We start from the raw sequence: 23,523 nt of genomic DNA, 5'->3' as shown, positions 1-23,523 counted from the left end.
ATGACGATAGCCGGACACGGCGGTCGTGGAGAATACAAGGAGTGCGTGTCGGCACAACTGCCATGTCGGAAGGTTGGAACCTCGTGAGTCGGATCGTGATCATCGGTGGGGGACCGGGCGGGTATGAGGCGGCTCTGGTCGCCGCCCAGCTCGACGCGGACGTCACCCTCGTCGAAGCGGAAGGGCCCGGCGGGGCCTGCGTCCTGACCGACTGTGTGCCGTCCAAGACCTTCATCGCCAGCTCCGAGGTGATGACCGGTTACCGGCACAACGAGCGCTTCGGCATCCGCTCGGCCGGGCTCGAGGGCGTCTCGGTTGACGCGGTCGCGGTCAATCAGCGGGTCAAGAGACTGGCGCTGGCCCAGTCGGCCGACATCCACGCCAAGCTGATCAAGGCCGGGGTCGACGTGGTGCACGGCCGGGCCCGGCTCGGCGAGGACACCTTGGGCCACACCCACCAGGTGCTGGTCACGCCGCATGATGCGGACACGTACGCGGTGGAGGCCACCACCGTGCTGCTGGCCACCGGCGCCACCCCGCGGGTGCTGGCCACCGCGCGGCCGGACGGCGAGCGGATCCTCGACTGGCGTCAGCTCTACGACCTCACCGAGCTGCCGTCGCATCTGATCGTGATCGGCTCGGGCGTGACCGGCGCCGAGTTCGCCAGCGCCTACCTGGCCATGGGCGTGCAGGTCACTCTGGTCTCCAGCCGTGAGCGGGTGATGCCGCACGAGGATGCCGACGCCGCCATGGCGATCGAGCGGGTCTTCCGCGAGCGGGGCATGACCATCCTCAGCCAGAGCCGCGGCCAGTCGGTGGTCAACACCGGCTCGTCCGTGCAGGTCACGCTGGGCGACGGCAGTGTGGTCGAGGGCTCACACGCGCTGATCGCGGTCGGCGCGGTGCCCAACACGGCCGAGCTCGGCCTGCAGGAGTACGGCGTCCAGGTCGGCGACGGCGGCTATGTGACCGTCGACCGGGTCTCCCGCACCAATGTGCCGGGCATCTATGCCGCCGGCGACTGCACCGGCGTGCTGCCGCTGGCCAGCGTGGCCGCCATGCAGGGCCGCATCGCGATCTGGCACGCGATGGGTGAGGCCGTGGCGCCGCTGCGGCTGCGCACCGTCTCGGCCAACGTCTTCACCGACCCCGAGCTGGCCACCGTCGGCGTCTCGCAGAACGAGGTGGACTCCGGCCGCACGCCGGCCCGTCAGGTGATGCTGCCGCTGACCGGCAACGCCCGGGCCAAGATGGCCGACCTGCACGACGGATTCGTCAAGCTCTTCTGCCGCCCGGCGACCGGTCAGATCATCGGCGGGGTGGTGGTGGCGCCCAAGGCGAGCGAGCTGATCCTGCCGATCACGATGGCCATCGAGAACAACCTGACCGTGGACCAGCTGGCCCACACGATCACTATCTACCCGTCGTTGTCGGGGTCGATCGCGGAAGCGGCGCGTCAGCTGATGCAGCACGAGCTGCAGTGACGTCGGCCTGGCCGGCGGCCGCCGCGGCAGCCGCCGCGAGCTGGAGGGCCTCCTCCTTGCGGCCGCCGAAGAGGGCCAGGATCCAGCCCGCGGTGCCGAAGACGACCGCGGCGGTGGCGGCGATCGCGAAGAGCCGCCAGGCCGACTGGGTGATGGCCGTGCCGCCGATGTGGCCGACCAGACCGCCGTACGAGCCCCAGGCGAGTGCGGCGGCCCCGTCGTAGAGCACGAACAGCTTGACCGGGTAGCCGCGGCGGCCGGCGTGGAAGCCGGCCGCCATGCGCCCGCCGGGCACGAACCGGCAGAGCAGCAGGACGAGCGGACCGGGCCGGCGCAGGCCGCGGGTGAAGCGCTGGGCCGCCTGCCTGGTGCGTGACTCCTTGCCCTCGTCGTCGTGCTTGGGGGCATAGCGGGCGCGTAACGCGGCCAGCCGGCCCGAGCCGCGGTCGGCGCTGCTGCGGCCGAGGGTGAACGCGATGGTGTCGCCGGTGAACATGCCCAGCGCGCCGATGAGGATCACCAGCGCAAGATCAAGATTCCCGTAGACAGTGAGCGCCCCGGATGTGATCATGATCGCCTGGATGGGCACGACCGGGATGAGGGCATCGACGGCGAGGAATCCGAAGAGAGCAAGGTACGCCCATGCCGGTGTTGCCATCATGGTCAACAGTTCGGTCATCGGTCTCGCCACCTCGCGGCTTTTTCGGGGTCCACGACATTCTCCGTGGAGTCACCTGAGAATGTGCTGTGTTCAGCATGCTCCTGATCAGACCCGGTCGTCGGTGATGCCTGACACGGTATTGTCTCGATCTCACCGGCGCCTCTGATTTTCGGGACGGTGCCGTATCGAAAGGCCGATCCGTCCCGATTCGTCCGTGAGATTTTTCGCCGCGGCTCCGCCGGGCGTACCGTGAAGTCGGCCGGGACTCCGGGTCCCCCGTTCTCGGTGTGCCGGCCGGTGGGCCGTCCGTAGGTCCCGTACGGGCGGCCCACCTCCTTCTCCCCGCCGCCTAGTCTGTGCGGGTGCCTGCGCTGGTTCCGCCCACAGTCGACGTCCACATGTCGTTCCTGGTCGCCATGGACGAATACCGCGCCGAGGGGCGTGGTGGCCTCGACGACTTCAGCAATATCGGGGCCGATTTCCGGGCGTACGGGCCGACCTGGTCGACCCCGGCGGGCTTCCGGAGTTTTGTCGAGTTTCTGCGGGCACAGCGTCTCGAGGAGAGCCCCCGGCCGCCCGGCTTCGTCCCGACCACGGTCCTGTGGTGGCTCGACGGGCCCGAATACCTGGGCCGGCTCAACATCCGGCATCGTCTGGCCCCGGGACTGGCCGGCCAGCGCAACGGACATATCGGCTACGACGTGCGCCCCTCGGCCCGGCGCAAAGGTCACGCCACCGCCATGCTGGCCGCGGCCCGTCCCCTGGCCGCCGCCGTCGGCCTGCCCAAGGTGCTCATCACCTGCGACGTCGACAACGAGCCGTCACGCCGCACGATCGAGCGCAACGGCGGTGTCGCGGCCGGTCGCCGGGACGAGAAGCTCCGCTTCTGGCTCGACACCGTTTGACGGCGGGCCCGCCCGGTCACGCGCGCGGCGCCTTTCCGCCCCAGCTCCGACACGGCCGGTTCAGCGCCGAGCCGGCAGCGGGCGGGGCCGTCGAGCCGGACGTCAGTCGATGCTGCAGACGACCGACCCGGCGGTGACCGACTCGCCGACCCGCACCGCCAGCCCGGAGACCGTCCCGGACTTGTGGGCGGTCAGCGGCTGCTCCATCTTCATGGCCTCGACGACGACGATCACGTCCCCTTCGGACACGCTGTCGCCGTCGGCCACGGCCACCTTGACGACGGTGCCCTGCATGGGCGCCGTCAGCGCGGCGCCACCGGCCTGAGCCTGGGTGCCGCCGCCGCTGCGGCGCGTGGCCGGCCGGGCCGTCGGCTGCCCCTTAGCCGGTGCGGCCTGCAGCAGCTCGGCGGGCACCGTCACCTCGAGGCGCTTGCCGCCCACCTCGACCACGACCGTCTCGCGCTGGTCCGCTCCCGCCTCGCCCGGCGTCCCGCCGGTGAACGGCTCGACGCCGCCCGCCCATTCCGTCTCGATCCACCGGGTGTGCACCGTGAACGGCTCCGACGTGAAGGCCGGATCGCGCACCACCGCCCGGTGGAACGGCAGCACGGTGGCCAGACCGGTGATCACCGTCTCGTCGAGAACCCGGCGGGACCGCTCCAGCGCCTCCTCCCGCGTACGCCCGGAAACAATGATCTTGGCCAGCAGCGAGTCGAAGTTGCCGCCGACGACGCTGCCCGCCTCGACCCCCGCGTCGACCCGGACGCCTGGCCCGAGCGGCCACACCAGCGTCTCGACAGCGCCCGGCGCGGGCAGGAAGTTGCGTCCCGGATCCTCGCCGTTGATGCGGAACTCGATCGAGTGGCCGCGCGGCACCGGGTCGCTCGTCAGCTCCAGGGCCTCGCCGTCGGCGATGCGGAACTGCTCGCGGACAAGATCGAGCCCGGCCGTCTCCTCGCTCACCGGGTGCTCCACCTGCAGGCGGGTGTTCACCTCGAGGAACGAGATCGTCCCGTCCTGGCCGACCAGGTATTCCACCGTGCCGGCCCCGTGGTAGCCCGCCTCGCGGCAGATCGCCTTGGCGCTCTCGTGGATCGACGCGCGCTGCTCGTCGCTCAGGAACGGCGCGGGCGCCTCTTCCACCAGCTTCTGATGCCGGCGCTGCAGGGAGCAGTCACGCGTGCCGACCACGATCACGGTGCCGTGCGTGTCGGCCAGCACCTGCGCCTCGACGTGCCGCGGCCGGTCGAGATAACGCTCGACGAAGCACTCGCCGCGCCCGAACGCGGCCACCGCCTCCCGCGTCGCACTCTCGAACAGCGCCGGGATCTCCTCGAGCGTGCGGGCCACCTTGAGCCCGCGCCCGCCACCGCCGAACGCCGCCTTGATCGCCACCGGCAACCCGTGCTGCTCGGCGAACGCGATGATCTCGGAGGCGTCGGCCACCGGCTCAGCCGTGCCCGGCACCAGGGGCGCCCCGGCCCGCTGGGCGATGTGCCGCGCGGTCACCTTGTCACCCAGGTCGCGGATCGCCTGCGGGGTCGGCCCGATCCAGGTCAGATCGGCGTCGAGCACCGCCTGGGCGAAGTCGGCGTTCTCCGACAGGAAGCCGTAGCCCGGGTGGACGGCGTCGGCCCCACTGCGCGCGGCGACCGCCAGCAGCTTGTCGATGCGCAGATAGGTATCGGCCGCGGTCTCACCCTCCAACGCGTACGCCTCGTCGGCCAGCCGGGCGTGCGGCGCGTCGCGATCGCTGCCGGCATAGACGGCGACGCTGGTCAGGCCGGCGTCCTGGCAGGCCCGGATGACCCGGACAGCGATCTCGCCGCGGTTGGCGATCAATACCTTGCGCACGGGCTGAGCCTAGCGCCAGCGGCCGACAGATTTACGCTGAGAGAGTGTCCGCGACCCGCATGATGATTCTCGGCCTGGTCCAGTGGCTGGAGCCGGTGCACGGCTACGACGTTCGCCGGGAGCTGTTGAGCTGGAGTGCCGACAAATGGGCCAACGTGCAGCCCGGCTCGATCTATCACGCTCTGCGCAAGCTGACCGAGGAAGGCCTGCTGCACGAGGTCGCCACCGAGCAGGTCGGCTCCCGTCCCGCGCGGACGACGTACGAGATCACCGAGAAGGGGAAAGCCGAGTTCCAGGCGCTGCTGCGTAACGGCTGGTGGAATCTGACGCCCGGGGCTGACCCGTTCATGGCCGCCTTCTCCTTCCTGCCCGCGCTGCCCCGTGAGGAGTCCGCGGCCGCCCTGCGCAACCGCGCGACCCAGTTGCGGGCCGGTGTCCAGCAGTTGGAGGCGGCGACCAAAGCCGACTGGGCCGACAACAAGCCGGTCTTCGTGTCCTGGATGTGGGAGCGCAGCATCGTCATGGCCGAGGCCGAGATCGCCTGGTGCGAGCGGACCGCGCGACGCATCGAGACGACCGACGACACGTGGAAGCCACTTAATCAAGTTTGACTAGTAAAAGTTGACCGTCGTAGTCTGCTCGCATGATTGAGACTCGCGGGCTGCGCAAGTCGTTCGCCTCGCGTCAGGGGCGCGAAAAGAAGAAGGTCGAAGCCGTACGCGGTGTCGACCTCGACGTCGCCGAGGGTGAGATCTTCGGCTTCCTCGGTCCCAACGGGGCCGGCAAGACCACCACCCTCCGCATGCTGGCCACCCTGATCGAACCGGACGACGGCACCGCCACGATCGCCGGCGCCGATCTGCGCTCCGACCCCGGTGAGGTGCGCCGCCGCATCGGCTACGTCGCCCAGGGCGGCAGCACCTGGGACGACTCCACCGCGCGGGAGGAACTCGTCCTCCAGGCGCGCCTCTACGGCGCGTCGAAAAGCGACGCGCTGGCCCGGGCCGCGCGGGTGCTCGAAGGATTCCAGCTCTCCGAGTACGCGGACCGCAAGTGCAAGACCTACTCGGGCGGCCAGCGCCGGCGGGTCGACATCGCGCTCGGCATCATCCACGAGCCCAAGGTCGTCTTCCTGGACGAGCCGACCACCGGCCTGGACCCGCAGAGCCGGGCCCACATGTGGGACGAGATCAGACGGCTGCGCGCGGAGGGCATGACCGTCTTCATCACGACCCACTACCTCGACGAGGCGGACGCACTCTGCGACCGCATCTCCATCATGGACAACGGCGAGATCGTCGCCTCCGGCACACCGGCCGGCCTCAAACGCGAGATCTCGGGAGACGTCGTCCGCGTGGGCCTCCCGGTCGACGCGATCCCGGCGGCGGTCCAGGCCCTCAGTTCCTACAAGATCGAGACGTACGACGATCACGTGCGCCTGAACGTCGAGGACGGCGCGGTGGCCATCCCCCAGATCCTGCGCGCACTCGACGCGGCAGGCGTCCCACTGGGCACGGTCGAGCTCCACCGCCCCAGCCTCGACGACGTGTTCCTCACCAAGACCGGCCGATCCCTGCGGGAGAGCTGAGCCATGAAACTGCTGCGCGACACCTCCCTGATCTTCAACCGCCAGATGCAGCTGCTGCTGCGCAACCCCATCTGGATCTTCGTGGGCGTCTTCCAGCCGGTGATGTACCTGCTGCTCTTCGCCCCCCTGCTGAAGCCGGCCCTGCAGGTGCGGACCAACGCCGAGGCGTACGAGATCTTCGTCCCCGGCCTGCTGGTGCTGCTGGCCATCTTCGGCGGCCTGTTCCAGGGTTTCGGCCTGATCGCCGAACTGCGCGCCGGCGTGATCGAAAGGTCCCGGGTGACCCCGGTCAGCCGCGTGGCGCTGCTGCTGGGCCGCTCCCTGCGCGACGTGGTCTCGCTGATCGCCCAGGCCATCATCATCACGCTGCTGGCGCTGGTCTTCGACCTGCGGGTCTTCGTGCCCAACCTGCTGCTGGCCTACCTGATGCTGGCGCTGATCTCACTGATGACGTCCGCGGTCTCCTACGGCGTGGCCCTGGTCGTGAAGAGCGAGGACGCCCTGGCCCCGCTGATGAACACGGTCGCCCAGCCGGTCCTCCTGCTCAGCGGCATCCTGCTGCCGTTGACGTACGCCCCCGGCTGGCTGCAGGGAATCGCCGACTGGAACCCGTTCTCCTGGGCGGTGAACGGCACCAGAGCTTTGTTCCGGGGTGACCTGGGTGCCCCGGACGTGTGGCAGGGCCTGCTCATCATGGCTGTGCTTGCTGTCGTGGCCGTGGCCTGGGCAGCGAGGGAGTTCGCCCGAAGCGTCCGCTGACCGCTCGTTACTTGTTCCACAAGGCGATGTAGGGAACGCCCATCTCGGCCAGCAGCTTGCGGAGCAAGGGCAGGGAAAGCCCGATCACATTGCCCGGATCACCCTCGATGCGTTCCACGAAGGCGCTCCCACGCCCATCGAGGGTGAACGAGCCGGCCACCTGAAGCGGCTCACCGCTGGCCACGTAGGCCGCGATCTCCTCATCACTGACGTCGGCGAAGTGCACCGTGGTCATCCCGACCGCCTCGGCCTGCTTGCCGGTGACCAGGCTGGTGACGTGGTGGCCGGTGTGCAGGACACCGGACCGCCCGCGCATGCGCATCCAGCGCTTGGTCGCTTCCTCGGCATTGGCCGGCTTGCCGAACACTTCCCCGTCAAAGGCCAGTACGGAGTCACAGCCGAGCACCACAACCCCCGGATCAGCGTTCAACTGAGCCGCGATGGTGCGTGCCTTCATCCGAGCCAGCGCCAAGCAGAGCGTGTAGGCATCCTCAGCCCCAACAGTCGACTCATCCACGCCGCTGACCATCACCTCAGCCTCAATCCCCGCCGAACTGAGCAGCCCCCGCCGAGCAGGACTAGCCGAAGCAAGAATCAACCGGTACACAATGTCCTTCTCCACGCCCCCGAGGCTACAAGCCCCACTAGCCCCAAGGAGCACACAACCTGGCGTTTGAGCCCAGATGAGACCAGCTGATCGTTAGATCGCAGCAGGAACACGGGACGGCCGCGGAGAGTTAGCTGGGAACGGTGCAGAAGTTCTGCTTATTTCCTTGAGCGTCTATCTAAGCTATGGGCGCGGATAGAACGGATCCCAAGCAAGCGGCCCGAGGCTTGCTAATTTATTAGGGGCGCCTGCGCTGACGCAGCGCAAACGCTACGAGGGCGCCAGCGATGGCCACAGCTCCTGCGAGTCCACCAAAGAGAAGGAATGTGGTGTTACTCGCAGGCTTCCCTTCCGCCTGAGGCGGCGAACTAGGCACCACTATTTCAGGGCGAATGACACTTGGCGCGCTAGTAGTTGCGGTGGGTTTTTCCGGCGCAGCCTGGTCATCTTCAATCGGCGATACTTTAGCAGTCAAAGCTCTAACGATATTGAGCCGGCCAAACCCACATTCATTATCCCGCCCCGGCGGACCAATGTCATCTGCAGTCGCAGTTAGTCGATGAACCACGTCTCTTGCGGAGAGTTGGGGGAACTGGGCACGTATCAGCGCAGCAGCGCCGGATACGATAGCTGTGGAATCAGAAGTGCCGGTTGCAGACCCGTAATCATTCGGAGGCTGAGCCGAGATGATATCGACGCCGGGTGCGCAAATTTGCACCTTTTCATCTTTGACGGAACTGGGCGAGTATTTTCCATTACGTCCAGTCGCGCCTACGGCCAGAACGCCATCAAATGCAGCTGGGTAATTAATAATCGCGTCGGATGAAGTATTGCCTGCGGCGGCCACTATGACAATATCAGCGGCGAGTGCTGTTTCGACTGCATCCTGAAGTTCGAATCCAGGACCGGCTACCCCGGAAATATTGATGATCTGTGCCTTTTGGCTGGACGCCCAGGCCACTCCTCTGGCCATGATGTCTGCATGGCCTCTTCCGTCACTGGTAATGATTACCGGCAGGACCTTGGCTGCTGGCGCGATCCCTTGGATCCCCTGGTTTGAGCCGCGCCCATGCCCGGCGATGAGTGCGGCCATTCGGGTTCCGTGACCGTCGGTGTCGGACCTGCCGTCCTTATTGCTGCGAGAAGCCTGGTCGCTTCCGGCGAGTAAATTTTTCTTAATGTCGGGATGCGGATAGATGCCCGAGTCTAGGACCGCAACCGTCACTCCGGATCCAGCAGTAACCGTCCGAGCCTGCGAGATCTGAAGGCTTTTCAAATACCACTGGCGGTCGCGGACAGCGTCTGCAGACGCGGGGCCCGCCGGAGTGATGGGGACGGTTATGAAGCCTACAATAAAAACGGAGAGAATTTTCGTTGGAATTTTCAACTGAGACCAATCGCGGGTCCCGGATCGATGCGTTGATCTCGTGGAGGTAGCACGACTGGATCTACACCGGACGCTGTGTGCCATGGATTGTCGGGATCCCAACGAGATTGTTCTTCTTGGTCCCGTTTTGAAATTCCCCGACCGCCTTGACCGTAAGGTCCTCCGCTGCCTGAGTGTTGGCCGGAGGTGCTGGCCGAAGCGCTCTTGCCGCCGGAAGGCGAGGTACTACCGATAACTCCGCCGACGGGATTGACTCGTTGAGAAGCTGTCCTCGCGGATCCAGGTGGAGCAATGCCTACGCCAGGCGCACCTCCAATCAATCCGCCAGGTGGCATCGCGCGGGCGCTCCCCGGAGGAGGGCCACCAGGGCGAATAACGCCTTCGTGGGGAGGACCTACATTTCGTCCGATTGGGCCCATCGGGGGAGGGGCGAGTGTCCTCCCGCCGGGCGTGAAGTTACGAGGGGTCGGAGCAAAGGGTCCGGGAGGTGGGGTCAGTCCGATTGGGCCCACTGGGGAACTCGGCAAAGCTGGGACGATTCCCGAAGCTGGAATCGCAGCGGGTGGAGGGCTCGCTCCGCCGAGGATGAGGCCGGGCTGTGGAGCCGGCTGCTGAGGAGCAGGTGGCGTAGTGGCGCTGCCAGAAGATGGGAAGGTGACCGCTGAGCGAGAAGAGCTGGCCGGAGTTGAAGCCTCCGAAGAATAGCTGGGTGAGATTGGCGGGATGGCCGGAGCTATGTAGGTGCCGCCCTCGCCGCCAACCGGATCGTCGCGGCGGTTCTCGGGGGTGTATGGGCGAGGCGTGCTGATCCTGACTTGAGCTTGTGCCAAATCGGCGCTTACTCCGCTCAGGAGCGTTACAGCTTTTTGGTACAGCTCTTGCTGCCGGCCAGGCGCGACTGGGGGCTGTTCGCCGCTGGGGCTTGGCGTGGGCTGGGGCTGGCCGCTTGCGTTCTGTTGCTTGGCGGTGAAGTCGGCCAGCATCAGCTCGTTCGACTGGTACTCGCGGGCCAGCTCGTTCATTTCCTTCTGCGCCAGGCTGATGGACAGCGTCGCAGCGGCGAAGGCGTCGTGGTTGGAGAGTGCGGCCTCGTACGTCTCGGTGAGGTTGGTGATTAGTTCATCGAGACGGGCTATGTAAGCGGCCGAGGCGGCGTTCTTCTCCGGGGGCCAAGCTGCAGCCAAGTTGTCGCGGTAGTTCCGCACCTGCCACTGGTGTTCGACAAGCAGGTCAGCCGATCGCTTCCAGCCGGTCAGTAGCTCGTAGTGCCGCTCCGTGTCCGGGTTCTGGATGAGCTCCTGCATCCCCTGAATGGTCAACATGCCCCAGGGAGTGCCTCCGGCCCCGCCGCCGCCTCCTGCGACGAGCATCAGACGTCTCCCTCGCCAGTGGTGGGAGTGACCGTCGTGCTGGCCTCAGGGATACCCACTTTGTCGAACGCCTTGTCGACATCGCTGACCCTCGCGCGGGCGAACGCGTCGGAGCCGCTGTACTGCTTGCTGATGTCGGCGGCCGCGCTGGCGAAGCCCGCTGTGCCGTTCGCGTAGTTGTAGACGTTCTGGTGGGTGACGTTCTGCGCCTCGTTGTGCGCCGTCAGGAACGAGTAGAGCTCGGCGAACGCAGCCGGCGGGTCAGGCAGGCGAGTGAGCATCGAATCGCTGACCGACGACATGTGAGGGGCGTAGCTGTCTTTGACGTTCGCGGCCAGCTGGGCGGCGAACTGTTCCATGGCCTGGATGTCGGCCTCGATGGCGCCGAAATCGGTGGTGCCGTAGTCACGCAGCCAGGCGGGACCGCGATCCTCCTCCGGAATCATCCAAGCCTCCCCGGACTGACGAATCTCACAAGCTGAGCGGTCGAGCGATTGTGAGAGTAGTCGGTCACTGCCAGCATCGGGGGCCCCTGTGGACAGTGACGGATGATGATCTATCGGGGCAGGCCAGAGGCCTTCCATGAGCCCGGGGACATCGATGGGCGTGCGGATCTGGCCCAGGTGGAGACGGGTGCCGGATGGGCCGGAGCATCAGCTTTGCTGGATGCCGCCAGCAGCACTGTGACCAGCGCGGCCAGCTCCCGGTCGGTCGGCTCGCCACGCACGACGCTGACCAGCAGTTCCGTATTCATCGACCGAGCGTACGACGTCGCACCGAAGATCCGGTGACACGCATCCCACACTCGGCTGATCGATTCGCTGTCGCTCGACATGACCGGGTATTTTCTCCGTGATGTCTTCCTCTCCCCCGCTCGTAGTCGCTGACCGTTACCGGCTTGTCGCGCCGCTCGGTCAGGGCGGGATGGGTCGTGTCTGGCGGGCGACCGATGTCGTCCTGCACCGTGAGGTCGCCATCAAGGAGCTGGTGCCGCCGCCGGGCCTGACCGCGGGCGAGCGGCAGGAGATGCGGGAGCGGTCGCTGCGCGAGGCGCGCGCGATCGCCCGGCTCAACAACATCAACGTGGTCCGCGTCTTCGACGTGCTGCGCACCGACGCCGACCCGTGGATCGGCATGGAGTACGTGCCGTCCCGCTCGCTGCAGGACACGCTGGCCGCCGACGGGCCGTACAGTCCGGTGCGCACCGCCGAGATCGGCCTGGGCGTGCTCAACGCGCTGCGCGCTGCCCACCGGGCCGGCGTCGTCCACCGCGACGTCAAGCCGGGCAATGTGCTCATCGGCGCGGACGGCCGGGTCGTGCTCACCGACTTCGGGCTGGCCACCGTGCCGGGCGACCCCAACGTCACGCGTACGGGTCTGGTGCTCGGCTCGCCGGCCTATATCGCTCCCGAGCGGGCGCGGGACGGCTCAGCCGGCCCGGCCGCCGACCTCTGGTCGCTGGGCGCCACGCTCTACGCCGCGGTCGAGGGTGCCTCGCCGTTCGCCCGCCCGTCGGCCATCGCCACACTGGCCGCGCTGGCCACCGAGAACCCGCCGCCCGCGCGCAACGCCGGCCCGATGAAGCCGGTGCTCAACGGCCTGCTCCGCAAGGATCCGACGCACCGCATCAACGCCGAGGAGGCCGAGCGGCTGCTGCTGCGCGCGGCCGGCCGGCGGTCCAAGCTGAGCTTCCCGATGAGCCCGACGATGCGTCGTCCGGGGGTGGGCCGTGATCGTTCGGCGCTCACCAGCGGCACCTCTTCGGCTCCGGTTGTGCCCGGCCCGCGCCCGCCGGTCGCGCGTCCGTCCGGTCGCACGGTGACTCCGGCTCCCGGCCGTCCGGCGGGCCCGTCGCAGCCGCCGGTCACCCCCGGTCGTCCGTCGGCTGGTGAGGGCCGGCCGCGGTTCACGCCGGGCAAGGCTCAGGTCGGCCGTCCCGCCGCCGACACCCCGACCCGCGTCGACACTCCCAAGGTCGACACTCCGCGCCTGGATGCCACCCGCGTCGACGGTCCCAAGATCGATGCCACCCGGGTCGACGGCCCCCCGGTTCAGGACGACCGGACGACGGTTTTCGGTACGCGTTCCGGCGCCCCCACCCCGCCCGGCCAGACCTCCACTCCTGATTCGCCGCGGTCCGGCCCCCACGCGAGCGGCGGGCTTTCCCGTACGAGTCGGGGCGGCCAAGCCGGCTTCACGGCCGCCGACGTCGCGGCCAACCGCCGGGGCACGGCTGCCCCCGAGCACGAGAAGTCCCTGGCCGACGCCACCGCCCTGCTCCCGCGCGTCAAGCCCGGCGAGCAGCCCGACCCGACCACCAAGATCTCGCCGGCCAAGGAACCGAAGGCGCCGCCGGTCGACCAGACGACCAAGATCTCGGAGCCGGTCGACAAGACCACAAGGATCGCGACGCCCGTCGCCCGCCCCGCCAAGAGCCCGGCGCCGGTCGACAAGACCACCAAGATCTCCGAGCCGCCGGCCGACCGGACCACCAGGATCCCCGAGCCGGCGACGAAGCCGGAGCCGGCCAAGCCCGCGAACGCAACGCCCGCCAAGGCTGAGCGCGCAGAATCAGCGCCCGCCAAGGCGGAGAGCGCCAAGAGTGAAAGCGCTAAGGCCGAGAACGCAGAAGTCAAGAGCGCCCAGCCTGGAAGTGTTCAGGCCCGGAGCGTCGAGGCTGGGACCACCAACGCTGGGGCTGCCGAGGCTGGGACTGCCGAGGCTGGGGCTGCCAACGATGGGACTGCCGAGGCTGGGGCTGCCAACGCTGGGACTGCCGAGGCTGGGGCTGCCAACGCTGGGACTGCCGAGGCTGGGGCTGCCAACGCTGGGACTGCCGAGGCTGGGGCTGCCAACGCTGGGACTGCCAACGCTGGGACTGCCAACGCTGGGACTGCAGGGGATGGGAGCGCCAAGGCTAGGAGCGCCAACGCTGGGACTGCCGGGGCTGGGAGCGCCAACGCTGGGGTTGCCAACGCTGGGACTGAGGCCGGGGCCGTCGAGGCCGGGGCCGTCGAGGCTGGGATCGCCGAGGCTGGGAGCGGCGAGGCTGGGTCCACTGAGGCTGGGTCCGCCAACGCTGGGTCCGCCGCGGCTGGGACCGCCGAGAGTGAGACCGCTAAGGCTGGGAGCGCCAACGCTGGGTCCGCCAACGCTGGGTCCGCCGCGGCTGGGACCGCTAAGGCTGGGAGCGCTAAGGCTGGGTCCGCCAACGCTGGGTCCGCCGCGGCTGGGACCGCTAAGGCTCGGAGCGGTGAGGCTGGGTCCGCCGAGGCTGGGAGCGCTAAGGCTGGGACCGCCGAGGCTGGGAGCGCCGGAGCTGGGGGCGGTGAGGCTGGGAGCGCCGACGCTGGGGGCATCCGGGCCGGTGGGAGCACGGCTGCGAGCGCCGCAGTCGAGAACTCCGTGTCGGACAACGCGAGCACCAACACCACGCGGCACGACGGGGCCGGTAAGACTGGGAAGCCGGCCGTAGTGGACGCGACTCAGGTCGTCAGCCCCGCCAAGAAACTGCCGGCCCAGCCCAAGAGGGTCGACGACAAGGCCAAACCCGGCAAGTCCGTAACCGACGACGCGCCCGCCAAGACGACCGCCATGAGGCGGGGCGCGACCGACGCCACCGTCCTCGTGCCCGCCGAGCATGACCCCGAGCCGATGCCGGCCTTCAACCGGTCGTCGCGACCGGCGTGGACGCCCATGCCCGTGCGCCAGTCACCCGGCGTCACCGTTTTCGGCACTCGGCTCACGTACGGCCAGGCTGCCGTCGCCGGCGGCATCCTGCTGCTCATCGTCGTCCTCGTGGTTGTCCTCATCGGCGTACTGAACAATGACGGTGACCAGGACAACGGCAACCAGGCCCGGCAGCCCGTCGCCCCGCCCGCCTCGGCCGGTGGCCCCTCGCAGCAGCCCGGCAAGGCCCCGGCCACCAGCTCCACTCCGTCGCCCAAGCCGTCGTCGGCCCCTCCGTCGAGCCCGGCCGGTCTGACCCTGCCGACCACCTGGCGGGTCTATTCGGACGGCTCGGGTTACAAGGTGCCGCTGCCCAAGAGCGCCGACATCTCGCAGGACGGCAGTGAGACCCGCATTCGCTGGAACAACCGCCTGCTGCTCATCGACCAGAGCGACGACCCGAAGCCCGACGCGCTCGCCGACTGGCAGCAGCAGGAGCGGGACCGGGCCGGACGCGACTACCGGAATTACAACAAGGTCCGGCTGCAGTCCGTCAGCAACTACTTCAAGCAGGCCGCCGACTGGGAGTTCTTCTACACCACCAGCACCGGCAACGAGCAGCACGCCGTCAAGCGCAACATCATCGTGAGCGACGACCAGGCGTACTCGATCTCCTGGTATGTCTCACCCGATGACTGGAACGCCTCGCAGGCCGATTTGAAGCTCATCTACCAGGGATTCCAGCCCAAGAAGTAACTCCGATGAGTGATGACGCGAGTGAATGGGTAAGTCATCTCGCATCACGATACGGAGGTACGACATGACTGGCCGACCGCACGGACGCAGGCCCGCGCTGGCGCTTTGGATGCTCGTGGCCGTCGCTGACCTGGTGCTTCTGGCCGCAGCGGCCGGTCCGATGGTCATGTTCTCGATCGTCGCCTCGCTGACGGTGCTCGCCGGCGCCGTCCTCGCCGCCCGGCTGCTGCTCACGAAGCGTGCTGCCCCGGCCCGCTCCGACATGGTGCTGCGCCGTCGCGCCTGAGGCGCGTAACAGGATCCACTTAGCGAGATCGGATACAGTTCCGCGCTGTGTCGATCGACGGTGTTACTGACTTCTGGGACAAGCTGCTCGGTGCGCAACCGGACCCGCCCGGTCTCCTGGTGCTGCTCACCGCCCTGGCCGGCTTGCTCGCGGTGGCGTTCCGTCCGGTCTGGCGGGTCGCCCGCAACGCCGTGACGATCGCCCATGAGGGCGGGCACGCGCTGTTCGCCCTGCTCACCGGCCGTCGGCTGCGCGGCATCCGGCTGGAGTTCGACACCTCCGGCCTGACGTTGTCGTCGGGTCGCCCGACCGGGCCGGGCATGATGCTCACCCTGCTCGGTGGGTACATCGCGCCGTCGCTGGTCGGCCTGCTCGGCGCCTGGCTGCTCGGCGGCAACCGGATCACGCTGCTGCTCTGGCTGGCCGTAGTGCTCCTGCTGCTCATGCTGATCAACATCCGGAACCTGTTCGGCGTGCTCTCGCTGGTGGTTACCGGGGCGATCGTGTTCGCCGTTTCCTGGTACGCGTCGCCGCAGGTCCAGGCCGTTTTCGCGTACGCCGGGGTGTGGTTCCTGCTGTTCGGCGGGGTCCGCCCGGTCTTCGAGCTGCAGAGTCTGCGCGGCCGGGGCCGGATGCCCGATTCCGACGCCGACCAGCTGGCTCGCGCCTCGCACGTGCCCGCCATCTTCTGGGTCGGCTTCTTCCTGATCGTCAACCTGGTCGCGCTGGTCGTGGGCGCGTTCCTGCTCGCCGGGCAGTGGCTGCCGGTCGGCACCTCCTGACGATCGGCGGCCGGAGTGCGACTACGCGTCACTATTGGGTGACGCAGTCGTACCAACGGCCGATGGGTGGGGTGCACGGGCGGCGATAGCTTCCGGGGCATGGGAAGCCCCAGCCTGGCCTGGACGACGGCGGTCCTCGCCTTCGTGGCCGCCGTGCCGCTGTGGCGTTTCACCACCCACGCGATCACCATCGCGCACGAGGGCGGCCACGCCATGTTCGGCTCGCTCACCGGCTTGTTCGTCACCAAGATCCTCGTGCAGCCGGGCGGGGCCGGTGCCACCGCCTATCGCCAGGAGAAGTGGAACGTCCTGCAGGCCCTGGCGGCCGGGCTGGCCGGTTACCTGGGCCCGTCGATCTTCGGCTTGGCCGGCGCCTGGATGCTGGTGCGGGGCATCAGCCCCCGGTCGATCCTGCTCATGACCCTGCTCCTGATGGCGCTGCTGCTGGTCATGGTGCGCAACTTCTTCGGCTTCATCGCGGTCCCGGTGACCGGCGCGCTCGTCTGGGCCGTGGCCATGCGCGCCGGCGAGGACGTCCAGCTCGTGTTCACGTACATCTGGATCTGGTTTTTGCTGATGGGCGGCACGCGGCAGATCCCCGAGCTGTACGGCAACTGGAAGAGGGGCCCCGAGGCGGACACCGGATCGCTGGCCAAGGCGACCGGCCTGTCCACCGCGTTCTTCGTCGCGTTCTTCTGGCTCGGCTCGATGGCCGCCCTGATCTACGGCGGTGTCCTGCTGCTCAGGAACCCGCTGCCGGCCTGATCGGTCAGAGCGGGATGTTGCCGTGCTTCTTGGGTGGCAGGGTCTCGCGCTTGGTGCGCAGAGTGCGCAGCGCGCGGGTGATCTGGATCCGGGTCTGCGACGGCATGATCACCGCGTCCACATAGCCGCGTTCGGCCGCGATGTAGGGGTTGGCCAGCGTGTCCTCGTACTCCTGGATCAGCTCGGAGCGGCGGGTGGCGGGATCGTCGGCCGCGGCCAGCTCCCCGCGGTAGAGGATGTTGACCGCGCCCTGCGCGCCCATCACCGCGATCTGCGCCGTGGGCCAGGCGAAGTTGAGGTCGGCGCCCAGGTGCTTCGAGCCCATCACGTCGTAGGCACCCCCGTACGCCTTGCGCGTGATCACCGTCACCTTGGGGACGGTCGCCTCGGCGTACGCGTAGATCAGTTTCGCCCCGCGGCGGATGATGCCGTCCCACTCCTGCGAGGTGCCGGGCAGGAAGCCGGGCACGTCGACGAAAGTGACGACCGGAATGTTGAAGGCGTCACACGTACGCACGAAGCGAGCCGCCTTCTCGGAAGCTGCGATGTCGAGGGTGCCCGCCAGGTGCAAAGGCTGGTTGGCGACCACGCCGACCGGCCGCCCTTCGACGCGGCCGAAGCCGACCACGATGTTCTGCGCGTAGAGCGGCTGCACCTCGAGGAAGTCCTCGACCACCGTCTCGACGACCGTTTTGATGTCGTACGGCTGGTTGGCCGAGTCGGGGATGAGCGAGTCCAGCGCGAGATCCGCCGGTGCGGGCGAGAGATCGGCCGGCCCGTCGAAGGTCACCGGCTCGTCCAGGTTGTTCGACGGGAGGTAGGACAGCAGCGCGCGCACGTAGTCGATCGCGTCGTCCTCATCGGAGGCCAGGTAGTGCGCGTTCCCGCTGCGGCTGTTGTGCGTGCGGGCGCCGCCCAGCTCCTCCATCCCGACCTCTTCGCCGGTCACCGTTTTGATCACGTCGGGGCCGGTGATGAACATGTGCGAGGTCTGGTCGACCATCACGGTGAAGTCGGTGATCGCGGGGGAGTAGACCGCGCCGCCCGCGCACGGCCCCATGATCAGGGAGATCTGCGGGATGACGCCGCTGGCCCGCACGTTGCGGAAGAAGATGTCGGCGTAGAGCCCGAGGGCGACCACGCCTTCCTGGATGCGGGCGCCGCCCGAGTCGTTGATCCCGATGATCGGGCAGCCGACCTTCATGGCCAGGTCGAGCACCTTGACGATCTTCTCGCCGAACACCTCACCCAGCGAACCGCCGAAGATCGTGAAGTCCTGGGAGAACACGCACACCTGCCGGCCGTTGACGGTGCCGTAGCCGGTGACCACCCCGTCGCCGTACGGGCGGTTCTTCTCGAGGCCGAAGGCGGTCGAGCGGTGCCGGGCCAGCTCGTCGAGCTCCACGAACGAGCCCTCGTCGAGCAGCATCTCGATGCGTTCGCGGGCCGTCTTCTTGCCCCGGGCGTGCTGCTTTTCGACCGCCCGGGCCGAGGCGGCGTGCACGGCCTCGTCGGTGCGCTGGGCGAGATCAGCGAGCTTGCCCGCAGTGGTGTGAATGTCCGCCTGGACCGCATCGTCCTGCTCGATCGTCACGGTGATCCCTAACGCTCTCCGCGGGAAATACTCGTCGGTAATGATCGTAGTGCGCGAGGTCGGCTCCCGTGGATCGCGTGGATCCGAGCTAGCAGGCGCCGCGCCGCTACGGGTGCGTTTCGCACTCAATGCCCCATTCGTTACCCACGGCGTGACCAACTGGATGACCGCGGCCGGCATCGCCCTCATCGCCGGCGGGATCGCCACCCTGATCTGCTTCCGCTCCGTGATCTTCGGCCGGGAGGGTCGACGGGCCGGGCGACAGGAGCGCGCAATCGAGGCCGCCGCCGTCCAGCCGAAGCGGCCCGTGCGTGGAAGTCGCCGCCGGGGAAAGGAGCCGGCGGTGGTGCCGCCGGTCGAGGACGGTCCGCGCCCGGGGCCGGCGATGATCGGCCGGGCCGAGGAGGAGGAGCTTTTCCCGTACGAGGGTGACGACCCCACCGACGACCCGGAGCACGACGAGTACGCGGCGGATCCGGCCGACTTCCTGCCCGAGCCCGTCGACTTCCTTCCGGAGCCCGCCGCCTACGAGGCAGCTGCCTACGAGGCCTCCGCGTACGAGGTCTCCGCGTACGAGCCGTCCGCGTACGAGCCCGAGCCTGTCGCGTACGAGCCGGACGCCGCCGAGTACGAGCCCGAGCCGGCGGCGTACGAGCCCGAGCCGGCCGGCTACGAGCCCGAGCCCGGTGAGTACGCGCCCGAGCCCGGCGAACTGGTCGGCCTCGAACTCGTCCCCGACCTCGAGCCCGAACCGGGCGTGGACGAAGCCCGGACAGGCTTCGAGCGCGAGCCGGCCCCCGGCGACCGCTACGGCCACCGCATCGCGGGCTGGGTACGCCCCGAATATCGCCAGGTCCGCGAGGAGCCCCCGTCCGGCGAGTACTGGACCCCCATCCCCGTCGATCTGGATCCCGACCCCGAGCCCTCGGCCAAGGGTTACGGCTGGCCGTCCCCGGTCGAGCGCCTGCCCTCGGTCCCCGACTACGAGCCCGCCACCGGCTTCGACCTGCTGCCCGTCGAGCCCGAACCGACCGAGGTGGTGACCTCCCTGGCCGACGAGCGCCGCGTGCGGCAGCCGCGCAACTGGGCCACCCGCAACGAGAAGCGCGAGGTCCGGCGCGAGCGACGGGAATGGCGCATCGAGAACGAGTCCCTGCCGACCACGCAGCTGTTCGCCTCGGCGACCGACGACCCGCCGCCCACGACCCGCCGCCGTCCCCGCCCGCGCCCCCGTCCGTCGGTCGAGCCGCCCGACCGCAGCACCCGGGTCTATGTCAGCCGTCACGCCGCCGAGCCGCCACCGCGCTAGGTCGTGTTTTATGACTGGACCCGGCCTGCGCCGAGGCCCAGATTCCGTCTGCGCACGTCCCGTGGAAGGCCGGTTACAACACCGGTAGCCGGCCTTCCACGGGCCGCACGCAGACGAAATCTGGACCGCACCGCAGGCCGACCCCAGTCATAAAACGCGCCCTGGCCGCTACGCTCGGCCAATGGCTTCGCCGTTCACCGATCTCGACCGACCTCCGCTGTCCCCGCGCTCGCTCGAACGCGCGCTGGTCACCCCGGGCAGCCTGTGGTCGCACATCGAGGTCGTGGCCGAGACCGCCTCCACCAACGCCGACGTGGCCGCCGCGGCCGCCCGGGGCCGGCCCGAGGGGCTGGTCGTGGTGGCCGAGCAGCAGACGGCCGGGCGCGGCCGGCGTGACCGCCGGTGGACCTCGCCGCCCCGGGCCGGTCTCACGCTGAGTGTCCTGTTGCGACCGGGGCAGGCCGACCGCGAGCGCGACTGGCTCGCCTTGCCGCCCTCGTCGTTCGCCTGGCTGCCCCTGCTGGCCGGGGTGGCGCTGCTGGGCGCGGTCGAGCGCGTGGCCGAGGTCGACGCCGCTCTGAAGTGGCCGAATGATCTGCTGGTGGGCGAGCGGAAGTGCGCCGGCATCCTGGCCGAGGTGTCCGGCGACGCGGTCGTGGTGGGTATCGGGCTCAACGTGACGACCCGCTCCGAGGAGCTGCCCGAGACCACCGGCCTGCCCGCGACCTCACTGCGCGTCGCGGGCGCCGCCGTGACCGACCGCGACCCGCTGGTGCGGGCGCTGCTGCGGGGCTTCGCCTCCTGGTATGCGGGCTGGCGCGAGGCCGGCGGGGACGCCGAGATGTCCGGGCTGCTGGCCGCCTACCGCCGGGGCTGCTCCACCATCGGGCAGCAGGTGCGGGTGATGCTGCCGGCGGGCGAGACGCTCACCGGTGAGGCGACCGAGGTGGACGGAGCCGGCCAATTGGTCGTCCGGACGGCGGACGGTGCCGAGCATCGTGTCTCGGCGGGTGACGTGGTGCACGTACGCTGACCGCGTGGCGTTCCCCGCTGAAGTCCTCGCCGAACAGGAGGAACTCGTCCTCCACCTGCGTCCGCACTGGCGGACGGCCCTGCGACCCGGCCTGCTGGTGCTGCTCGCGGTGGTCGTGATCGCCGGGTCGTGGGTGATGCTCCCCAGCACCGAGGGCGGTCGCATCGCCTTCCTGGTGATCGCCGCCATCATGCTCTACCAGGGTGTGCGGTACGGCGTGGCGCCGCTGGTGAGCTGGCGGTGCACTCATTGGGTGCTGACCGACGAGCGGATCCTGCTGCAGGACGGCGTGATCGCCCGGGAGCGGCGGGATCTGCCGCTCAACCGCGTCAACGACCACGTCGTCACCCAGTCGGTGCTCGACCGCGTCTTCGGCACCGGCACGCTCAAGATCGACTCGATCGGTGAGCAGGCCGTCCAGCTGACCGCCGTGCCCCGGGCTCAGCAGGTGCAGACGCTGCTCTACGAGGTGATCGAGCAGGACCGCCTGCTGCGGCCCGACGACGAGGACGAGGACGAGCCCGAGATCCCCGTACAGCGAAAGGGTCTTTTCCGGAAGCAGCGCCGCTAGCGCCGGGCGTCGAGCTGCGCGACACTGCCCGGCTCGTCCTCGGCGCTCAGCTCGGCCAGGCCGGCCACCGCGTCGAGCTCGGTGAGATCGGACTCGTGACCGTCGACCGGCGGCTTGAGGAAGACGAAGGTGCGGTAGGCCCAGAAGCGGAACACCGTGGCGACCACGATGCCGATCGCGGTGACGGCCATGAACGCGTGCGCGTCGTCCGCCTCGGTCAGCCCGAAGCCGTACTTGCCGATGGCGATCGACCCGGACTGGATGACCATGCCGATCAGGTTGAAGCCGAAGAACAGCGTGTACTCCCGGCGCAGCGCCGTCCGGCTGTGGTTGCGGTAGGTCCAGTACCGGTTGGCGATGTAGGCCAGCGTGGTCGTCACCACAGTGGCGATGACGGAGGCCTTGACGGCGCCGATCGGCAGCGCGACCCACGTGATCACCAGGTAGAGCAGCGTGTTTCCGGCACCGATGACGCCGAACGCCAGCACTTCGGGGGCAAGACGGCGCAAGTGTTCCGTCAGCGCACGAGCTGAGGGCATTGGTCAACCTTACGGGAGAGGGGGCGGGTTACGCCGTGTCACGAACGGGCGAAGGCGGTGGGGTCGTGCCCGCCGCTCGGGACTCCTGTCGTGGTGGCGTGCCCGGCGGGGTCGCGGCCGGGAAGACGAACCGGCGATACGACCAGAAACGGAACAGCGAGCCGGCCGCGGTGCCGACCAGCTGGCCCGAGATGTTGTCCGCGAGCTGGGTCTGGAAGACCGGTGAGAGCTGTCCCAGACCGTAGTGACTGATCGCCAGGCAGGCGAGGCCGATGCCCAGCCCGATGGCGTTGAGCACGAAGAACACCGTGTACTGCCGGGCCATATTGGTGTGGGCACGGTCACGCCAGGTCCAGAACCGGTTGCCCGCGAAGGCGAACGTGGTCGCGATCACGGTGGAGATGGTCTTGGCGATCAGCGTCTCGAAGCCGGCCTGCAGCAGCACGTTGAAGATCACGACGTCGATGGCGAACGAGATGCCACCCACCGTGCCGAACTTCCCGAGCTCGCGGATGAGTGCCTGGTAGCGAAGCCTCAACCGGGAGCGCAGGCCGGGGGGCTGCGGCGGTGAGGTGTCGGGCACGGTCCCGAGAGTACCGGGGGCAGTCACGGACCGCTGTTTTCGTTGGCGAGTCTTAACCGCTGGATCCCGCATGGTGACGCTGTCGATACGGTGGGTTGATCTCACTGATCTCGGCAATCTCGGCCACTCTCTTCCGGCATTCGGCACACCAGCCCAGATGGGCACGCATCCGGTTGCCGTCCCGGGGTGCGAGCCGGCCCCGCAGGTGGACGCCGAGCCGGTCACCGGCCCACCGGCACTCCGGGTGATCGGCGGTCGCCACGTGCTGTTGCAGGTACAGGCTGCGCAGGCCCTCCCGGGCGCGGTGGGCCAGCACGGCCACCGCGTTGGGGGTCATGCCCAGCATCCCGGCCACCTCGGCCGGGCTGTTCCCCTCGACGGCGGTCTGCCAGAGCACGTCCCGCCACCGCTCGGGCAGCTGCCGGAAGGCGGCCGCGGCGTACGAGCGCTCCAGCCGGTCGAGCGCCGGGTCGGTGTACGGCTGGCCCTCGTCGTACCGGGTCAGGTCGTCGGTGAACTCCAGGCGGCGGTCGCGCCGCGCCCGGTGGTAGCAGACGTGCCGCATGGTCGTGTGCAGGTAGGCACGAAAGGCGACCAGGGGGCCCCGGCCGGCCCGCAACGAGGCGAACACCTTGGCGAACGTCTCGGCCACCAGGTCGTCGACGTCGGCCGGGTCACTGGTCAGCCCCCATGCCAGCTGGCGGGCGGCCGCCCGGTGCCGTTCGTAGAGCGTCCCGTACGCCGCGGTGTCCCCCGCCCGGACGGCGGCCAGCAGGTCGGTGTCCGGCGGGTCGGGACTGCCGTCCGGCGGACTGCCCGGGATCGTCATTCCTGCCTCCTGCGGCGGGAGTAAGAGGAAAGCCCGATACAAACCAGCTTAGGCGCTTACGCACCTTTTGTGAAAGTCGACCTCGGGGCGGGCGTGCCTGGGCGTTCCGGTGATGCTGCGCGGATCTGCACCCTTCGGTGAAGGATCGATCGCGTACGAGCATCTGGGCCGAGGATTGTGCGGTTATCCACA

Annotated in this window: 22 protein-coding genes; 12 read left to right on the top strand and 10 right to left on the bottom strand. The window is 68.8% G+C overall.

Features of this window, described 5'->3' with window-relative positions; all coding sequences use genetic code 11:
* Nucleotides 1-83 precede the first annotated feature (83 nt).
* Entirely contained in the window at nt 84-1,484 is a 1,401-nt protein-coding gene (locus NAG42_RS03280; protein WP_250027767.1) for an NAD(P)H-quinone dehydrogenase, read from the top strand.
* Here NAG42_RS03280 and NAG42_RS03275 read toward each other — a convergent pair.
* Nucleotides 1,414-2,163: a DedA family protein gene (locus NAG42_RS03275; RefSeq protein WP_250027765.1), complete on the bottom strand. Its 750-nt coding sequence runs from the start codon at nt 2,161-2,163 to the stop codon at nt 1,414-1,416. The genes NAG42_RS03280 and NAG42_RS03275 overlap by 71 nt on opposite strands.
* 344 nt (nt 2,164-2,507) lie before the next feature.
* On the opposite strand from NAG42_RS03275, the gene NAG42_RS03270 reads away from it, so the two are divergent.
* Entirely contained in the window at nt 2,508-3,050 is a 543-nt protein-coding gene (locus NAG42_RS03270) for a GNAT family N-acetyltransferase (RefSeq protein WP_250027763.1), read from the top strand.
* A 102-nt stretch (nt 3,051-3,152) separates the two neighbouring features.
* Here the strand turns inward: NAG42_RS03270 and NAG42_RS03265 are convergent, their stop codons facing one another.
* Complete coding sequence (locus NAG42_RS03265; protein ID WP_250027761.1) at nt 3,153-4,904, bottom strand: acetyl/propionyl/methylcrotonyl-CoA carboxylase subunit alpha; 1,752 nt, start codon at nt 4,902-4,904, stop codon at nt 3,153-3,155.
* 44 nt (nt 4,905-4,948) lie between these two features.
* On the opposite strand from NAG42_RS03265, the gene NAG42_RS03260 reads away from it, so the two are divergent.
* Genes NAG42_RS03260 through NAG42_RS03250 form a run of 3 tightly spaced genes read left to right on the top strand, consistent with a single transcriptional unit; the run spans nt 4,949 to nt 7,251 of the window.
* Nucleotides 4,949-5,515 carry a PadR family transcriptional regulator gene (locus NAG42_RS03260; protein ID WP_308201101.1) on the top strand — a complete coding sequence of 189 codons (567 nt, stop codon included), beginning with the start codon at nt 4,949-4,951 and terminating at the stop codon, nt 5,513-5,515.
* 32 nt (nt 5,516-5,547) lie between these two features.
* Nucleotides 5,548-6,492 carry an ATP-binding cassette domain-containing protein gene (locus tag NAG42_RS03255; RefSeq protein WP_250027759.1) on the top strand — a complete coding sequence of 315 codons (945 nt, stop codon included), beginning with the start codon at nt 5,548-5,550 and terminating at the stop codon, nt 6,490-6,492.
* 3 nt (nt 6,493-6,495) lie between these two features.
* Nucleotides 6,496-7,251, top strand: coding sequence for an ABC transporter permease (locus tag NAG42_RS03250; RefSeq protein WP_250027757.1), 756 nt, complete (start codon nt 6,496-6,498; stop codon nt 7,249-7,251).
* Nucleotides 7,252-7,258: 7 nt separating this feature from the next.
* On the opposite strand, the gene NAG42_RS03245 is transcribed toward NAG42_RS03250, so the two are convergent.
* From NAG42_RS03245 to NAG42_RS03230, 4 genes are all read right to left on the bottom strand, one after another.
* Nucleotides 7,259-7,873 (bottom strand): Maf family protein, encoded by a 615-nt coding sequence (locus NAG42_RS03245; RefSeq protein WP_250027755.1) that lies wholly within the window; start codon nt 7,871-7,873, stop codon nt 7,259-7,261.
* 223 nt (nt 7,874-8,096) lie between these two features.
* Nucleotides 8,097-9,083, bottom strand: coding sequence for a S8 family serine peptidase (locus NAG42_RS03240; protein WP_250027753.1), 987 nt, complete (start codon nt 9,081-9,083; stop codon nt 8,097-8,099).
* A 1,531-nt stretch (nt 9,084-10,614) separates the two neighbouring features.
* Nucleotides 10,615-11,061 carry a hypothetical protein gene (locus NAG42_RS03235; protein WP_250027752.1) on the bottom strand — a complete coding sequence of 149 codons (447 nt, stop codon included), beginning with the start codon at nt 11,059-11,061 and terminating at the stop codon, nt 10,615-10,617.
* Between the two features lie 110 nt (nt 11,062-11,171).
* A complete protein-coding gene (locus NAG42_RS03230; protein ID WP_250027750.1) occupies nt 11,172-11,369 on the bottom strand; it encodes an acyl-CoA carboxylase subunit epsilon in 198 nt (65 codons plus the stop codon).
* A gap of 101 nt (nt 11,370-11,470) precedes the next feature.
* Between NAG42_RS03230 and NAG42_RS45450 the strand changes: the two genes are divergently transcribed.
* The 4 genes from NAG42_RS45450 to NAG42_RS03210 all read left to right on the top strand — a co-directional run bounded on the left by NAG42_RS45450 (nt 11,471) and on the right by NAG42_RS03210 (nt 16,873).
* Nucleotides 11,471-15,040: a serine/threonine-protein kinase gene (locus NAG42_RS45450; RefSeq protein ID WP_438872351.1), complete on the top strand. Its 3,570-nt coding sequence runs from the start codon at nt 11,471-11,473 to the stop codon at nt 15,038-15,040.
* A gap of 64 nt (nt 15,041-15,104) precedes the next feature.
* Nucleotides 15,105-15,326, top strand: a complete 222-nt coding sequence (locus tag NAG42_RS03220) for a hypothetical protein (protein ID WP_250027749.1) — start codon at nt 15,105-15,107, stop codon at nt 15,324-15,326.
* 47 nt (nt 15,327-15,373) lie between these two features.
* Nucleotides 15,374-16,108: a M50 family metallopeptidase gene (locus NAG42_RS03215; protein WP_250027748.1), complete on the top strand. Its 735-nt coding sequence runs from the start codon at nt 15,374-15,376 to the stop codon at nt 16,106-16,108.
* Nucleotides 16,109-16,207: 99 nt separating this feature from the next.
* Complete coding sequence (locus tag NAG42_RS03210; protein WP_250027747.1) at nt 16,208-16,873, top strand: M50 family metallopeptidase; 666 nt, start codon at nt 16,208-16,210, stop codon at nt 16,871-16,873.
* A 4-nt stretch (nt 16,874-16,877) separates the two neighbouring features.
* On the opposite strand, the gene NAG42_RS03205 is transcribed toward NAG42_RS03210, so the two are convergent.
* The gene (locus NAG42_RS03205) at nt 16,878-18,461 is read right to left on the bottom strand and encodes an acyl-CoA carboxylase subunit beta (RefSeq protein ID WP_250028337.1); all 1,584 of its coding nucleotides are present in this window, start codon (nt 18,459-18,461) and stop codon (nt 16,878-16,880) included.
* A 157-nt stretch (nt 18,462-18,618) separates the two neighbouring features.
* Between NAG42_RS03205 and NAG42_RS03200 the strand changes: the two genes are divergently transcribed.
* The 3 genes from NAG42_RS03200 (at nt 18,619) to NAG42_RS03190 (ending at nt 21,380) form a co-directional block, all read left to right on the top strand.
* Nucleotides 18,619-19,776 carry a hypothetical protein gene (locus NAG42_RS03200; RefSeq protein ID WP_250027746.1) on the top strand — a complete coding sequence of 386 codons (1,158 nt, stop codon included), beginning with the start codon at nt 18,619-18,621 and terminating at the stop codon, nt 19,774-19,776.
* Between the two features lie 181 nt (nt 19,777-19,957).
* Nucleotides 19,958-20,809: a biotin--[acetyl-CoA-carboxylase] ligase gene (locus NAG42_RS03195; RefSeq protein ID WP_250027745.1), complete on the top strand. Its 852-nt coding sequence runs from the start codon at nt 19,958-19,960 to the stop codon at nt 20,807-20,809.
* Nucleotides 20,810-20,813: 4 nt separating this feature from the next.
* Nucleotides 20,814-21,380 carry a PH domain-containing protein gene (locus tag NAG42_RS03190; protein WP_250027744.1) on the top strand — a complete coding sequence of 189 codons (567 nt, stop codon included), beginning with the start codon at nt 20,814-20,816 and terminating at the stop codon, nt 21,378-21,380.
* Here NAG42_RS03190 and NAG42_RS03185 read toward each other — a convergent pair.
* Genes NAG42_RS03185 through NAG42_RS03175 form a run of 3 tightly spaced genes read right to left on the bottom strand, consistent with a single transcriptional unit; the run spans nt 21,377 to nt 23,331 of the window.
* Entirely contained in the window at nt 21,377-21,919 is a 543-nt protein-coding gene (locus NAG42_RS03185) for a GtrA family protein (RefSeq protein ID WP_250027743.1), read from the bottom strand. The two genes, NAG42_RS03190 and NAG42_RS03185, sit on opposite strands and share 4 nt — an antisense overlap.
* Nucleotides 21,920-21,947: 28 nt before the next feature.
* Nucleotides 21,948-22,574 carry a GtrA family protein gene (locus NAG42_RS03180; protein ID WP_438872350.1) on the bottom strand — a complete coding sequence of 209 codons (627 nt, stop codon included), beginning with the start codon at nt 22,572-22,574 and terminating at the stop codon, nt 21,948-21,950.
* Nucleotides 22,555-23,331, bottom strand: coding sequence for a sigma-70 family RNA polymerase sigma factor (locus NAG42_RS03175; protein ID WP_250027739.1), 777 nt, complete (start codon nt 23,329-23,331; stop codon nt 22,555-22,557). The genes NAG42_RS03180 and NAG42_RS03175 overlap by 20 nt, the downstream gene beginning before the upstream one ends.
* Nucleotides 23,332-23,523 lie beyond the last annotated feature (192 nt).

The organism is Paractinoplanes maris (assembly GCF_023544465.1).
In the GTDB taxonomy this organism is placed as follows: Bacteria; Actinomycetota; Actinomycetes; order Mycobacteriales; family Micromonosporaceae; genus Actinoplanes; species Actinoplanes maris.
The sequence above is the reverse complement of the archived record's forward strand: the minus strand, read 5'-3'. Positions and strand labels throughout refer to the sequence as shown.